This window comes from Candidatus Neomarinimicrobiota bacterium, assembly GCA_012964825.1.
In the GTDB taxonomy this organism is placed as follows: Bacteria; Fidelibacterota; Marinisomatia; order Marinisomatales; family S15-B10; genus UBA2125.
In genome coordinates, this window is record DTTI01000084.1 from 115,354 (window position 1) to 130,749 (window position 15,396).

A 15,396-nucleotide genomic window follows, 5' to 3' on the forward strand; every position below is an offset into this window, starting at 1 on the left:
ATCCAACCTCAATGGTTCAGTAAAACGAGACACTTTTTGCTTGATGTCTGATCTGCAAATCGAAGATCTTCATGTTCATTTTTCCGGTGTAGTAGCTCTGAACGGAGTCTCCATGGATGTCCGCGAGGGTGAAATCTTTTCTCTTGTGGGGCCGAACGGCTCAGGGAAGACGACACTTTTTAATTGTATTAACGGTTTCGTCACACCTCGCTGTGGCGGAATCCGCTTTGGCGATGTTGACCTCCTCTCTCAACCTTCTCACAGAATTATCGATGCCGGTATTTCTCGTACATTTCAGAATCTTCAAAATGTACCGTACATGACAGTTCTGGATAACGTTCTCCTTGGTAATCACAGCAGAATCGGAAACCCTGACACGATAAAGCGATGGTTCTCGCGGCAGCAACGTGAAAAGGAAGAGCGAGTGGCTCTGGAGATGCTTGCTTTCCTCGGTCTCGCAAATTATGAGCAGAAGTACCTTTCCGGTCAGCCATATGGGATACAGAAATTGGTTGAAATTGCTCGAGCACTGGTCTCCCACCCAGATCTGATACTCATTGATGAGCCCGCCGCTGGAATGAACGATCAGGAGACCATGGAGATTGCCAAGATTGTTACTGAGATCCGTAATGATCTCGGGATCACAGTACTGGTGGTAGAGCACGACATGAGCTTGGTTATGAGGATCTCTGACCGGGTCTGTGTCCTCGACTCCGGCAATATCATTGCGGTGGGCGCTCCCGATGAAGTTAAAGAACATCCAGATGTGATCTCGGCGTTTCTCGGGGAGGGTGCCGTTGCTTAAGTTGATCGGCATAGAAACTTTCTACGGGAAGATCAAGGCGCTGCACGGCGTATCGCTTGAAGTTGAGGAAGGGATGCTGGTCTGCATCTTAGGAGCGAACGGTGCGGGCAAAACAACTATCTTGAAGACCATCAGCGGGATTGTGAAACCAGAAATGGGAACGATACATTTTGATGGACAGCGAATCGACGGGATGGACCCAGAAGAAATTATCAAACTGGGTATCTCCCTTGTACCTGAAAACAGACGCATTTTTCCGGGATTAACGGTGTATGAAAATTTGTTGATGGGTGGGTTTCTGATAAAGGATAAAGGTCTTTTTGAAAAACGCTTGGAAAAGGTTACAGATCATTTCCCGGTGTTGTTAAAACGTGAAAGCCAGCAGGCGGGGACGTTGAGTGGTGGGGAACAACAAATGCTGGCTCTAGCAAGAGCATTAATGCTGGAACCGAAATTATTGTTGTTAGATGAACCATCTTTAGGTTTATCGCCAAAACTCGTCCAGGACATTTTTGCCATAGTTAAAGACTTGCATCAATCGGGTGTAACCATGCTTCTCGTGGAACAAAATGTGAATCATGCTCTAAAGATCTCGGATTATGGGTATGTCCTTACTTCTGGAAAGATCTTTTTGAGCGGTACGTATGATGAATTGTATGAAGAAGAAAAAGTACGAGAAATGTATTTAGGTGAAGGGAAATATACCCGTCGAGCCAGATTATGGAGTGGTGACAGATGAATATTGATTTAAACAAGTATAATACCATTCCGAAATTATTCTGGCGTCAAGTGCGCAAGTTCCCTGATAAAACGACAATCTGGCGAAAACAGGGAGGTTCGTGGAAATCTGAAACTTGGAAACAGTACGGAACATTTTCGGAAGAGGTTGGTAATGCGCTGTTGGCTTCTGGTGTTCAAACAGGGGAAAAAATTTCCATCCTGAGTCAAACCCGGCCGGAATGGGTCATGTGCGATATGGGAATTATCTGTGTTGGATGTGTGACTGCCCCGATTTACCATTCCAATACCAATGAACAGGTATTCTATATGGCTGATCAGAGTGACAGTGTTCTTGCCTTTGTAGAGGATCAGGAGCAATTGGATAAAATGCTGGCCATTTGGGACCGTCTTCCCAAAATCGAGAAAATTGTCGTCTTCGACCGATACCACCCATCGGATATGCCTAATGTGTGTTCCTTAGACCAATTCTTGGAACTCGGACGTGAATATGGGAAAAAACATCCTGATCAATTTGAAGAATTGATTGAGAGCTGCCAACCGGATGATATAATAAGTCTTACCTATACTTCCGGTACAACTGGAAACCCAAAAGCGGCGATGTTTACTAGTAGAAATATCATTGCCAGCTCACGGTATTTACCTGAGGCGACGAAAATTAGTGCTGAAGATCTTTATGTGTGCTATCTGCCCCTAGCCCACGTTGCGGAACGGTTAATCGGCCATTTTCTAAGATTTCTTGTGGGGAACGCAGCCGTGTTTGCCGAAAGTATTGAAGATATGCCCAGCAATATCCGACAAACCGGCCCAACGGTCGTTTTTGGTACACCTAGGGTTTGGGAGAAATTTTATGCCAGAATATTTACTGGGATTGATGATGCTACCTGGTTTCAGCAAAAGATATATCATTGGGCAATTCATGTGGGTAAAGCCAATTGTGATGTTAGGGAAGCCGGGAAAACTCCTGGTTTTTGGCTGAAGATAAAATCGATAGTGGCCAGATTCCTTGTTCTGGACAAGATTAAGGAGATCTTTGGGGGTAAAATTCGATATATGCTTACAGGGGCAGCACCGATTTCAGAGCAAATTCTTTATTTTTTCAATTGGGTCGGAATACAGGTATTCGAAGGGTATGGTATGACCGAAACTTCTGGTATCATCTCAATACAAACAGAAGGTGAAGTGAAAATTGGTTCGGTTGGACGTGCTATCCCCGGCACAGAATTAAAAATCACCGAGGATGGTGAAATATGTGTCCGCGGGGAGCAAAATATAAGTGGTTATTACAAAGATGAGGAAGCCTCCAATGAATTGTTGAAACCTGATGGTGAAGGCGGATACTGGCTCCATACTGGCGATGTGGGACATCTTGACGAAGACGGATTTCTATTCATTACGGACAGGATGAAAGACATTCTCATCACCTCCGGCGGCAAGAACGTAGCGCCGCAGAACATCGAGAACTTATTAAAAACAAGCCCCTACGTGAGCCAGGCCATGGTTTATGGGGACAGGAAACCGTACCTCACTGCGCTGATCACATTGGATGAAGATGAAATAAACAAGTTTGGACGGGACAGAAAAATCCTATATCAAGATCTGGGTGACCTGTCAAGAAAACCGGAAGTCTTGGATTTAATGAGGAGCGAAGTGCATAAAATGAACAGTGAATTAGCTTCTTATGAAACGATCAAAAGGTTTCGCATTCTTGAGGAGGATTTTGATCAGGATAAAGATGAAATTACTCCTACATTCAAAATTCGACGGAAGGTTATAATTAAACATTATAATAACTTGATCGATGAAATGTATGCTTAGCAATTCAAATGTTGTGCAAAGATTGAGCTTGCTACTAGCAGTTTCTTTTGGTGTAGCACAGCAGCGTTCTACCTGGGAGGTGATTCAAGAAGAAGTTTGGACACCACGATGTGTGGAATGCCATCAGGAAGGAACCACTTTCGGTGAACAATCTGATCTTTATCTCACGTCTGATGTAGCCTATGAGGAGTTGGTGAATACACTTCCAAACAACACTGCCGCAAGGGGTGACGGGTTTCTTCTTTTAGGCAATGATGGTTTGGCAAGTCTTCCTACAAGTTTCCTTTGGGAAAAAATAAATGCTTCAGATAAAGAGCACTTCTATTCTGATCACCCTTACTATGGAGCTCAGATGCCGCTTGGGGCATCATATCTGACTAACGGGCAATTGGCGTTTATAAAAGAGTGGATTCTGGGCGGTGCTCCCAAGGAGGGGATTGTGGAAAAGGCAAAGGAGTCTCTTCTAGATGACACCACAAGATACGATCCCCCGGAATTTATGGCTATTGACACACCGGAACAGGGAATCCAACTTCATTTGGGGCCTTTTGAGATCTCACCACAGTTTGAGAGGGAATTCTATTACTTTCAACCGCTGGATACGACCGGAAACATATATATTGAGCGGGCTGAACTCACCATGCGGTCCGGTAGCCATCATTTTATTGCTTATTCATTCTCTGAATCTATTCCCGCATGGGTTGGGCTGACACCTTTTGAATATCGTGATATACGGGCTGAGGACGGCTCTTATATTCAGTCTAGCCTATTAGCCACACTCTGGCACAGTTTTGGATTTGGAGCTCAGATCCCTTTTATGAATTACCAATTTCCTAATGGTGTAGCACTGCGGCTTGATGCTGATCTAGGTTTGGATTTGAATTCACACTATATCAATCTGACGGACACAGCAAGCGTTGGTGAAGTGTATATAAATATGCATCTACTTAAACCGGAAGAAGTTGACCGGATCGCAGAAGTCCTCTCTCTTAATCACCTTACACTGAGTCTACCGCCGAATAAAGTAACGACACTTGATACAACATTCACATTCATTGAAGATGCAAGTGTATTTCAGCTTATGTCACATGCACATGAACATATGCTGGAATTCAGAGTGGAAAAAGTTGGTGGTGAACTGGATGGAGAATTGGTTTATATCGCATATGACTGGGAGCACCCACCAATATTGGAACTGGATCCGCCCATCCACGTCCGGGCCGGGGAAGGGTTGAAACTAATCGTTACATATGACAATTGGACGGACGAAACATTAAGGTTTGGGTTTTTGAGTGAAGATGAAATGATGATACTATTTGGTTATTACTACTTTGGATCACCTAAGGCTTCAATTGAAGAAGAGCCCCTTCTGCCCGTTGCTTTTGATTTGAGACAGAATTACCCGAACCCGTTCAATGCTGAGACGAAAGTGGAGTTCACACTGAACAGGAATTCAAATATGAAACTTTATCTGTATGATATGATTGGCCGTCCGGTCACAACACTTCTGGATGGTAACATGGCTGCGGGCACCCATACGGTTAACTGGTCAGCTTCAGATAACAAAGGACGACCGCTCCCCTCGGGAGTATACCTAATAAAATTATCAGTTCAGGATCAGTTTCGGGTAATAAAGGCTGTGCTGCTGAGGTAGCCCGCGCCGGTTAATGCTTGAAACAGCGTTGGCCAGTAAAAACCATAGCGATGCCGTGTTCGTTACAAGCATCAATCACTTCCTGATCACGAATAGAGCCACCAGGCTGGATCACGGTGGAAATCCCCGTTGTGCCAATGGCATCAATACTATCTCGGAAGGGGAAGAATGCATCAGAGGCCAGCACGCCACACCTCACATTTTCACCTCCCTTGCGAAGCGCCATGTGCACTGCGTCCACCCGGCTCACTTGACCGGCTCCAAGCCCCACTGTGGTATAATCCTTTGCTATAAGAATTCCATTAGATTTGGCGTGGCGCAATACCTTCCAAGTGAATAAAGCAGTGTCGATTTCTTGGTCTGTTGGTTTCTTTTCAGTTACAACATTAAGATCATCCCGGGTTAATATTTTTGTATCTACATCCTGGACCAATAAACCACCATCAACATTTCTTACTTCTAATTTGGGTTGGCGTTTGCCAAACTCACCAATCTCTAAAACTCGCAGATTTTTTTTCTTTTTAAAGGTATCTAACGCTTTGGGCTCAAAACCTGGTGCCAGAACAATTTCAACAAACACGGAAGTGATAGCCTCCGCCACTGCTTTGGTGCAAGTTCTGTTGAAGGCGATAATACCTCCAAATGCGGAAAGAGAATCAGCATTGAAAGCCCGATTATAGACATCCAGTATATCATTACCCATGGCTACACCGCAGGGGTTGGCGTGCTTTACCACCACACAGGCTAGTTCATCAAATTCTCGGACGCAGGCCAACGCTCCATCTGCATCCATGATATTATTATAAGATAGTTGTTTTCCTTGGTGGATGGTGGCATTAATAATATTTGGCTCATCATTGCCCGGGATTTTGTAAGAAGCAGCAGATTGGTGGGGGTTTTCACCATACCGCATTTCAGAATGTTTTTCAAAAGTGATTGAGAAATCATCCGATAAATCCTCACTTTTCAGATAATTATGGATAATGGTGTCATATTGTGCTGTGTGGCCAAATGCTTTGGACGAAAGATATTTTCGCGTCTCGAATGATATTTCTCCCGACTGGAGTTCATCGGAGAGGGAGGAATAATCAGCCGGATCCACAGCGACGCAGACCCACCCCACATTTTTTGCTGCTGAGCGGATCATGGTGGGCCCACCAACATCCACATTCTCCAATGCCAAGGCCAGATCGCAATCTTCATGGGAAATAGTGTCTGAAAATGGATAAAGATTACATACCACAAGATCAATCCATTGAATATTGTTGGATTCAGCATCACCGCTGTGTAGATCACGAAGACCAAGGATTCCGCCTTCTACCAATGGGTTGATGGTTTTTACCCGTCCATCCATGATCTCCGGGAATTGGGTGTAATCACTTACATCCGTAACGGGAATATTTGCATCACGAAGTGCTTTAGCAGTACCGCCCGTGGAAAGCATTTCAACACTAAGACCGTTCAGTGATTCGGCCAATTCTACTACGCCTGTTTTTTCGAAGACAGATATAAGCGCCCGTTTTACTTGAGTTGGGTTTTGATTTAAGATAGGATTATTAATCATATTTATCAGTTTGGATCAATTTTATCGCTTCAATGAAAGCTTCACCTTCCAATGCTTGGACTTTTGTCTTTAAAGATTCAACGGTATCCTCAGGTGTAACGGTGCATTTTTTCTGGCTCAGGATCGGTCCAGCATCTACTTCTTCGGTGACAAAATGGATCGTACACCCTGTTTCAGCATCACCATTTTTTATTACTTCAGCGTGAACGTTGGTATCCATTCCACCAGCATATTTTGGCAGTAGAGAAGGGTGGACGTTTAAAATTCTGTCACGCCATTCCTGGCAAAATTCCACTGACAGAATCCGCATGAAGCCGATGAGAAGCACCAGTTCAACACCATAGTTTTGCAGAACCGTGGTCATTTCTCTATCAAACTCTTCTCTGGCTTTTCCTTTATGGGGAATGAAAAAAGTTGGTACTCCGTGGTTTTTGGCCCGTTCTAGGATGTAAGCGCTTTCTTGATTGGAGACGACCACCGATACTTTCGCATCTAACAGGCCGTTATTTACGGCATCCAGTACAGCTTGTAAGTCTGTCCCTTTTGTGGATCCAAGAACACCAAGCTTAATCATCGGAGACAAACCATATGATCAATTCTTTTTTGCACTAGTGCTTCGGTACCTATATCTGTCCGATGAAAGAGGGGGCCGGTTACTCTTGAAATTTCCCCTTCAGCAAGTTGCTCTGCCGCGGTAATAGAGTCGGCTATCCCCACTACGGCCACAGTTCTGCTACCTGCTTCTACCAACTGGTCATTTTTCATATCCACCGATGCGTAAAATAGGCCTTCCCGATTTTCAATACCTGACACATCAATTGGCTCGCCCTTCACTGGATTGTCAGGATATCCTTCAGGCACTGCATACTTGCAGACCGTGGCCTGGTTTCTGAACTTGACATCAACATCATGGAGGTTACCATCCGCAATGGCTCTACAAAGTGCAACAAAATCTGATTCTAGCAGAGGCAACACATTCATGGCTTCTGGATCACCGAAACGGGCGTTGTATTCAATGAGCTTGAGACCGGTTGCAGTGGCCATAAAACCGCCGTAGAGAATACCTTTGTAACCTTCTCCGCACTTATCTTTCAATGCAGTGACCATCGCCAGGTTGATTGCCTGTGCCTGTTCAATATCAGCATCTCTGAGAAAGGGGAGGGAGTGGTTTGCATCAGAGTAGGTCCCCATGCCGCCGGTGTTGGGGCCTGTATCTCCTTCGTAGGCTCGCTTGTGGTCCTGTACCACTGGCATATGTTTCAGAGTTTCTCCATCGCAGAAGCTCATGAGAGAAAACTCCTGCCCCGTCAGTTTTTCTTCGATGACAAACTGACCGCCTTTTTCCACTAGCTCTCGGCAATACTCCACGGCTTCCCCATAGGAATAAAGGTGTTCCCCTGAAACTTTTACACCTTTGCCTCCCGCCAGACCATCATACTTCACTACATAGTTCTCACCTAGTTCATTCAGATAATCAGTAACACCCTCCATGGATGAAAATGTCTTGTATTCAGGACAGGCAGGAATATTGTATTCTTTGAGAAGATCTCGGGCGAACGCTTTAGAGGTTTCGATCTGGGCCAAGTCTTTTTTGGGTCCCACCACTTTGACACCCGTTTCCCAAAGTGCATCAGCCACACCGCAGGCCAGTGGATTCTCCGGCCCGATGATGGCAAGCCCCACTCCGTTTTTCTCTACATACGAAATGACTGAATCTGAGTCGTTAATGTCACCTTTAGTTACATCGTCACATAAGTCGGCAATGCCGGGATTGAAGTTTGTGGCGAGGCAAAAAATCTTTTTTTCTTGGGGAGAACAATGCAAAGCTCGGCAGATGGCGTGCTCCCGGGCACCGGAACCCACCACCAGAAAGTTATTATTCACCATTTCGGTCATTTAGTCGCATGGTTTCCATCTCGATCATTTTTTCTTCGTCTACGTTCCCTGAAACATACCAGCCATCGAGACATGCCATGCACGGACGATCAATGTTGTGATCGCCTCTTCGGGTCACTGCTTCTACTAGGTCGGGGATTTCCTGGTAAAGGAGAATGTCCACACCGATATAGGCCTGGATTTCATCAACCGATTTCTGGGCAGCAATCAGTTCTGACCGAGTTGGCATATCCACACCGTAGAAACAGGGATTCTTCACCGGTGGACAGGCAGAAACAAAGTAAACTTCTTTTGCACCCATGTCCTTAACCATACGGACAATTTGCCGACTTGTGTTTCCACGGACGATGCTGTCATCAACGATCATCACTTTTTTGTCTCGGATCTCGATTTCCTGCGGAACCAGCTTATATCGGATCGATTTCTTCCGTTCGGCTTGGCCCGGCATGATGAATGTTCGTCCAATGAATGGATTTTTATATAGACCTTCAGAGTAACGGACGCCCAGTTCGTAAGCTAATGACAAGGCGGCGGTATTGGCTGTGGAAGGTGCTGGGATGACGATGTCCGGATGAATATCGGGATATTTTTCAGCCCATTTTTTTGCCAAGTTCTGACCCATCCTTAGTCTAGAGCGGTAAACACTTACGTCATTCATCATTGTGTCCGGGCGGGAGAAGTAGACGTACTCGAAAATGCAGGGTGTGAATTCGTCCGACGCAAGTTTTTTACTGAAAACTTTGCCACTTTCACTTACATAGTAAACTTCGCCTGGTTCAACATTGCCTTTCGGTTTGAATCCCAGTGAATGAAACATGGTAGTCTCGCTAGAAAATATGTGATCAACAGAACCGTTGTCACTTGTGCGCTCACCTCTTGACAGTGGCCGTATACCATGTGGATCCCTGAAGGCGATAAGTCCTTTTCCCACGATTGCGGCTACCACCGAAAAAGACCCGGTGGCACGGGCAAAGACACTTTTTACTGCACCACAGATTTGTTCGAAAAATGCTTTGTCTGATTTTGATGAACCGTTTTGTTCCAGTGCACTGGCAAACATGTGGAGCAAAACTTCTGTGTCGCTGTTAGTGTTGAGGTACCGTTTCTCTCTATCCGTGATCTCTTTCGCCAACTCTTTATAGTTGACAAGGTTGCCGTTATGTCCCAGGGCGACACCGTAAGGTACTTCCGTCCAGAAGGGCTGAATCTCGCCATGACCAAAACCACCATGAGTTGGGTATCGGGTGTGGCCAATTCCTACGTTACCCTTGAGCAGGTTCATGTTTTGCTCATTAAAGATATCCCGAACTAGACCGAGACCTTTCTCTTTATGCATGCGAAGATCATAAGTGATAATTCCGGCGGCATCCTGACCCCGATGCTGGAGATGGATCAGGCTGTCATAAAGTTCAGATGCTACGGACGTCTGTGCCTGGATTCCCACAATGCCGCACATCAGATCATCTCCACAAGCTTTGGGGCAAGCCCGGTGTAGTCAGCTGGTGTGAGCTTAAGAAGTGTCTGTTTATCCTTATCACCGAGATTTAGTTGGGACACGAATTGTTTTATTGAATTAGCATCAACCTGTTGACCTCGGGTCAGTGCCTTCATTCCCTCGTAGGCATCTTGCTTTCCCGCTTTTCGGAGGATGGTTTGAACCGCTTCAGCTAACACTTCCCAGTGTTTGTTCAGTTCGGCTGATAATTGAGATCTGTTAACAGAGATACGACTGAGACCATTCAAAACATTTTTCAGTGCTAAAGTGCTGTGCCCAAGGGCAACACCTTGGTTGCGCAATGTGGTACTGTCAGTAAGGTCCCGCTGCATTCTGGAAATGGGGAGTGTGGTGGCGAGATGATTCAGCAGTGCATTTGCCACACCCAGATTACCTTCAGCATTTTCAAACTGAATAGGATTGATCTTGTGAGGCATGGTGGAGGAGCCTACTTCACCGGCCACGGTTTTCTGACCTAGTATTCCACGACTGATGTATGACCACATATCTCTGCAGAGATTGGTGAGGATGGAATTGATCCTTACAATTTGATGATAACTTTCCGCAAGTGAATCGTGGGATTCAATCTGAGTGGTGACAAGATTCGGTTCCAGTCCGAGACTTTTAATGATCCTGTTGGTAAAGCGTATCCAGTTCACTTTGGGATACGCCACTTTGTGTGCTGACCAAGTTCCTGTGGCACCGCCCAATTTCCCTGACAGTTGATGGGTTTTGATCTGATGGATCTGGCGTTTGAGTCTTCCGGAGAAAACAGCCACTTCTTTTCCGAAGGTGGTTGGTGTGGCGGGCTGGCCGTGGGTGAGAGCCAGCATGGATGAATTTTTATAGCGGCGCGCAAGCTTCTTCAATTCTCTGTTAACATTATGTAAAACAGGCAGATACGCCAGCTTTAATCCGTCCCGCCACATAAGTGAATATGCCAGATTGTTCACATCCTCTGAAGTGAGAGCAAAATGAATCCATGGATGCAGGGTCTTTTTCATCTTGGATTGAAGAAAATATTCCACCGCTTTAACATCATGGTTGGTGCTCAATTCAATTTTTTTGATTTTTTGAGCGGCGGCTACATTAAAGTTTCTGTAAATATTGCGCAGTTTGGTTTGTTTTGTGTTGGTGAATGGTTCTATTTCCTTTATCCCTCTTTCGCTACCAAGAGCAATGAGGTATTCAACTTCAACCATGACGCGGTAGCGCATAAGTGATGATTCGGAAAAGATGACGGAAAGCTCTTTTACACTTGCAGCGTAGCGGCCATCCAAAGGGGATAGATTGTTTAAGGTATCAGACACCAAAGAGACGTTTAACCGCCAGGGCACAGTTCCCCGGATCAATCACTGTCATCACCGGTGTATTACTGGGCATCTGCAGAGTGGAATGGATGTTTACAAGCATATCTGCTTTGTCCGAGAAGGGGGGGCAGGCTAAAGTGGGGTGTTCGGAATTGGCCGCCACGAAACCAGACAGGGCATTGGATCGGCCGGCTATGGTGATGTACACCAGATCTTTTTCACCCTGGTTAGCCTCCAAGATCTCGAGAACTTTCAGCGGCTCTTTGTGGGCCGAAGCGGCGTGTTGTTCCCAGGGGATGTTGAATTCATCCAGTTTATTGGTGATTTTCTTGGTGTGGGGTTCATCCGATGTAGAACCCATGATGATGACAGCCTTCATAAATGATCCTTTAGGTTTTCGTTAATTCGTTCTTGAACCGGTTTGTCTTCAGGGAAGATAAATGTTCCACCGGTAATGGTCTCGTATAAATAGATGTAACGACTGGATAGCTCTACTATTAGTTCTTCCGGCGCTTCAGGGAGGGTCTCATCGTTATAAGGGTCACAATTGTCCACAAACCAGAGCCGTAAGAATTCCTTATCCACATTCTGCGGTTCTTCTCCAGCTGCCATCTTTTCATCATACGTCTCGGTGATCCAGTAACGGCTGCTGTCCGGTGTATGGATTTCATCAATCAAAACGATGTTACCGTCTGAATCGCGCCCCATTTCATACTTAGTATCCACCAGGATCATACCGTGCTCGGCTGCTTTTTCTTGTCCAAAAGCGAACAGTTCCAACGATTTTTGACTGCAATAGTCCCAGTCTTTCTGTGATATCCACCCTTCGTTGACGATTTCATCTGGGGCAATGGGTCTATCATGATGTTCTTCTTTGGTGGTGGGGGTAAGCATGTTGGAATCCAGCTTTTGGTTTTTGATGAGTCCTTCCGGAAGTGCGTTACCGCAATATTCCCTGTTGCCGTTATTATAAACGGTCCATAGGGCCGTGCTGGTGCTGCCGGTGATGTATCCTCGGACAACGAATTCAATAGGGAGGACGTCGCATTTCTTTGCCACTGTCACATTGGGGTCTGGTACTGAGATCACATGATTTGGAATGATGTCTTGTGTCTGGTCAAACCACCAGGCGCTGGTCTGGTTCAGAACCTGCCCTTTGAAGGGAATGGCGGCAAGAACACGATCAAACGCACTTTGACGATCAGTGGTGATAAGAGCGATCTTATCGTTGAAATCATATTGATCTCTCACTTTACCCTTTCGTTTTGTTCCAGCCGGCAGATCGGTTTCGGTGAGCGTATTGTTTAGTTCGATGCGGATGCGATCCGCATATCCTTCACTGTATTTTATAGCAGTCATGTGATAACGGATTGAAAAATATGTGTGTCTCCAAAATGTCTCCTAGAACAGTGTCCAAATTACCGCTCGCAATCGTCACATTCCAGATGGTCCCGTATGTGAGGTGGGTAATGCCATCTATTTCGAAGCGCTCTCTCAGCGATTCGAATTTTGATCGACCCTTTATGTCCTCTTTCTGACGGACGAGTAAAGCAGCACTATTCTCTTTATGTAAAATATTGCTGATGAACTCCTTATTAGAGTTATAAAGTTCACCGGAAGCATCGATCTGTTGTAGAATAGATTCTCTGTTTCCGTTTGTTCCAATTTCCCAGTGAGTCTGGCGTGTGATCTCCACATCAAACCCCAATTGATTCAAAGCATTCTGTACCGATGCTGCTTCATTATCAGTGATGATCATGTCGATGACCCATTCCGCTCTTTGCTCATCTGTTTCATACTCTTCCAATGCAAAATGAGGTCGCTCAAAAGAGAGTTCATGGTTTGTGGTAGGATGGTCCGCCTCAATAAACGTTTTCATGGATGAAAAAATCACATCCCCTTTTTCAGTCCGTTCCGGGTGCGGCATCATGGCCATGACGTTCCCGGAGGGATTACATACCGCCGCCAGGTTGTACATGGATCCGTTGGGGTTCGTGGGGAATTCCTCTACAATAATACCGTCATCATCACAGTAGCGAAAAACGGTCTGATCATTCTCCTGAAGTTTGGAAAGCAATTCTTCAGGGACAACAAAACGCCCTTCACCGTGGGCTAGGGGGATATTGATCCAGTCTCCTGTTTTCATGTGATGAGTAAAGGCGCATCGCTTTGGAGGGACAGTCATCTGCAGATTTGCCCAGGTGTTATAATAACCCACACCCACCACATGACCGCCTTTGATACGCTTATTATCCGTGAGGGCTATTCCTAAGCGGTAATCTGGAAGACCGGGTACTAATCCTGTTTCTACCAAGATTTGAGCGCCGTTGCATATGCCTAAAACGGGTTTACCAGCTTCGGTTTCAGTGCGAAGTTGTTTCATAATAGGATCAAGGGAAGCAATTACCCCTGCCCGGGATCTATCCTCGTATGCGAATCCGCCAACGATAACATAACCATCAAAATCGGACAGTTTTTCCGCCGGTTCATTCCATAGAAATTCTACGGGATTCAATCCGATCCGTCGGCAGGCTATAAGCGTTTCCCGTTCTGTGTTGGAACCAGGGAATTGAACGATAGCGATTATGGAACTCATTTAATTATTACTTCATTTTTCCCGCTTACCACTGAACCGATCTCGTAAACTTTTGTCAGATCTTTTAAGGCACTCTTCACTGCGTCCACATTATGGGGATCAACAATAAATACTATTCCAAGACCCATATTGAAGGTGCGGTACATCTCTTCTTCATCCACATTACTTATAGATTGCATCACATCAATAATAGGCAAAGACGGCCATGATCCTTTCTGGATCTCCACTCCAAGCCCATCAGGTAAAACTCTCGGAATATTTTCCACCAATCCACCACCAGTAATGTGAGCGATGCCTTTTAAATCAATCCCATTATCAAGCGCTGCAAACAGATGGTTCGTATAATTAATGTGGGGTTCAAGTAAAGTGAGCCCCACAGATTTTTCCAATTCCGGAAGAGTATCATTTACGTCATATCTTCCCAATTCAAAGAAAAGTTTCCGGGCAAAAGAATAACCATTGGTATGCAGTCCGTTGGATGGTAACCCAAGCACCAGATCGCCGGGCCGTATGGATTGACCGGTAATGATCCTGTCCTTTTCCACCACGCCGGTTATAACACCCACAAGGTCATGTTCACCTGGTAAGTATGTGTCGGGCATTTCAGCGGTTTCGCCGCCAACCAAAGAGACACCCGTATCGCGACACGCCGTTACCATCCCACGTACAATTTCTTCAATGATCCCCGGCTTTAGCCGGTCATTGGCAATATAATCGAGAAAGGTGAGAGGGCGGGCGCCCATGACGAGAATATCATTGGCACAAGCGCTCACCAGATCCATGCCGATGGTATCAAATTTCCCCAGTTTCCGGGCGATAATGACCTTGGTGCCCACGCCGTCAATGCTTTGGACTAGGACGGGGTTTTCATAGTTCTCAAGAACTGATTTAAGATCATAAAGAGAACCGAAACTACCAACCTCTGTCAGCACACTGCTCGTAAAAGTAGATTTAACACCATCCTTAATACGTTCCACCGCATCATTTCCTGCATCAATGTCTACACCTGCTGATTTGTAGTCTACTTTGTTTACGTTCAATTTATTTGCTCCATAGGTAGGTGCCAGTTCCCAGAGCGATACAGTCATTCTCATCGTTGTGCATTTCCATGCGGCAGACGGTCACCCTTTTGCCGGCACGGATCACACGTCCTGTGGCGGTGAAATTCCTGCCCTTTCCTGGGAGCAGATAGTCGACCCGCAAATCGATGGTCCCCATGCGACTGATACGATTTTTTATATAATCAGATGACTGATCTTTTTCCCGGGAAAGAAAATTACCTATAGCTACAAGTCCTCCAATAGAATCCAGGACTGAAGCAGTGACACCGCCATGAAGGGACTCCTGTGCTACATTACCCAATAATTCTTTCTTGTCTGAAAGAGTTATTTCAGCTGACTCAAAATCAAATTTTGAGACCTTCAGGCCTAGTAATGCATGAAAAGGGACAGAATTTGTATATCGTTTCTTGATGGTCTCGAAGATGACTTTGTCTTTTATTTTTCCCAACATTTTCTTTT

Annotated in this window: 14 protein-coding genes; 4 read left to right on the forward strand and 10 right to left on the reverse strand. The window is 45.5% G+C overall.

What is annotated here, in order from left to right:
* Window positions 1-43: 43 nt before the first annotated feature.
* From EYO21_09585 to EYO21_09600, 4 genes are read left to right on the forward strand one after another with little or no spacing between them, the layout of a single operon-like run.
* Window positions 44-805, forward strand: a complete 762-nt coding sequence (locus EYO21_09585; protein ID HIB04057.1) for an ABC transporter ATP-binding protein — start codon at window positions 44-46, stop codon at window positions 803-805.
* Window positions 798-1,544, forward strand: coding sequence for an ABC transporter ATP-binding protein (locus EYO21_09590; GenBank protein HIB04058.1), 747 nt, complete (start codon window positions 798-800; stop codon window positions 1,542-1,544). Before EYO21_09585 ends, EYO21_09590 begins: the two co-directional genes overlap by 8 nt.
* Window positions 1,541-3,361 (forward strand): long-chain fatty acid--CoA ligase, encoded by a 1,821-nt coding sequence (locus tag EYO21_09595; protein HIB04059.1) that lies wholly within the window; start codon window positions 1,541-1,543, stop codon window positions 3,359-3,361. Before EYO21_09590 ends, EYO21_09595 begins: the two co-directional genes overlap by 4 nt.
* Window positions 3,345-5,015 (forward strand): T9SS type A sorting domain-containing protein, encoded by a 1,671-nt coding sequence (locus EYO21_09600; GenBank protein ID HIB04060.1) that lies wholly within the window; start codon window positions 3,345-3,347, stop codon window positions 5,013-5,015. Before EYO21_09595 ends, EYO21_09600 begins: the two co-directional genes overlap by 17 nt.
* 10 nt (window positions 5,016-5,025) lie before the next feature.
* On the opposite strand, the gene purH is transcribed toward EYO21_09600, so the two are convergent.
* Genes purH through EYO21_09650 form a run of 10 tightly spaced genes read right to left on the reverse strand, consistent with a single transcriptional unit; the run spans window position 5,026 to window position 15,388 of the window.
* Window positions 5,026-6,564: a bifunctional phosphoribosylaminoimidazolecarboxamide formyltransferase/IMP cyclohydrolase gene (gene purH, locus EYO21_09605; protein ID HIB04061.1), complete on the reverse strand. Its 1,539-nt coding sequence runs from the start codon at window positions 6,562-6,564 to the stop codon at window positions 5,026-5,028.
* 7 nt (window positions 6,565-6,571) lie between these two features.
* Window positions 6,572-7,153, reverse strand: coding sequence for a phosphoribosylglycinamide formyltransferase (gene purN, locus EYO21_09610; protein ID HIB04062.1), 582 nt, complete (start codon window positions 7,151-7,153; stop codon window positions 6,572-6,574).
* Window positions 7,150-8,466, reverse strand: coding sequence for a phosphoribosylamine--glycine ligase (gene purD / locus EYO21_09615; GenBank protein HIB04063.1), 1,317 nt, complete (start codon window positions 8,464-8,466; stop codon window positions 7,150-7,152). Before purD ends, purN begins: the two co-directional genes overlap by 4 nt.
* Window positions 8,456-9,931 carry an amidophosphoribosyltransferase gene (gene purF / locus EYO21_09620; protein ID HIB04064.1) on the reverse strand — a complete coding sequence of 492 codons (1,476 nt, stop codon included), beginning with the start codon at window positions 9,929-9,931 and terminating at the stop codon, window positions 8,456-8,458. Before purF ends, purD begins: the two co-directional genes overlap by 11 nt.
* Window positions 9,931-11,280, reverse strand: coding sequence for an adenylosuccinate lyase (gene purB / locus EYO21_09625; protein HIB04065.1), 1,350 nt, complete (start codon window positions 11,278-11,280; stop codon window positions 9,931-9,933). The genes purF and purB overlap by 1 nt, the downstream gene beginning before the upstream one ends.
* Complete coding sequence (locus EYO21_09630; GenBank protein HIB04066.1) at window positions 11,273-11,659, reverse strand: AIR carboxylase family protein; 387 nt, start codon at window positions 11,657-11,659, stop codon at window positions 11,273-11,275. The genes purB and EYO21_09630 overlap by 8 nt, the downstream gene beginning before the upstream one ends.
* Entirely contained in the window at window positions 11,656-12,639 is a 984-nt protein-coding gene (locus tag EYO21_09635) for a phosphoribosylaminoimidazolesuccinocarboxamide synthase (GenBank protein ID HIB04067.1), read from the reverse strand. The genes EYO21_09630 and EYO21_09635 overlap by 4 nt, the downstream gene beginning before the upstream one ends.
* The gene (gene purQ, locus EYO21_09640) at window positions 12,617-13,876 is read right to left on the reverse strand and encodes a phosphoribosylformylglycinamidine synthase I (GenBank protein ID HIB04068.1); all 1,260 of its coding nucleotides are present in this window, start codon (window positions 13,874-13,876) and stop codon (window positions 12,617-12,619) included. Before purQ ends, EYO21_09635 begins: the two co-directional genes overlap by 23 nt.
* Window positions 13,873-14,964 (reverse strand): phosphoribosylformylglycinamidine cyclo-ligase, encoded by a 1,092-nt coding sequence (locus EYO21_09645; GenBank protein HIB04069.1) that lies wholly within the window; start codon window positions 14,962-14,964, stop codon window positions 13,873-13,875. Before EYO21_09645 ends, purQ begins: the two co-directional genes overlap by 4 nt.
* A complete protein-coding gene (locus EYO21_09650; protein HIB04070.1) occupies window positions 14,918-15,388 on the reverse strand; it encodes a thioesterase family protein in 471 nt (156 codons plus the stop codon). The genes EYO21_09645 and EYO21_09650 overlap by 47 nt, the downstream gene beginning before the upstream one ends.
* Between the last annotated feature and the right edge of the window lie 8 nt (window positions 15,389-15,396).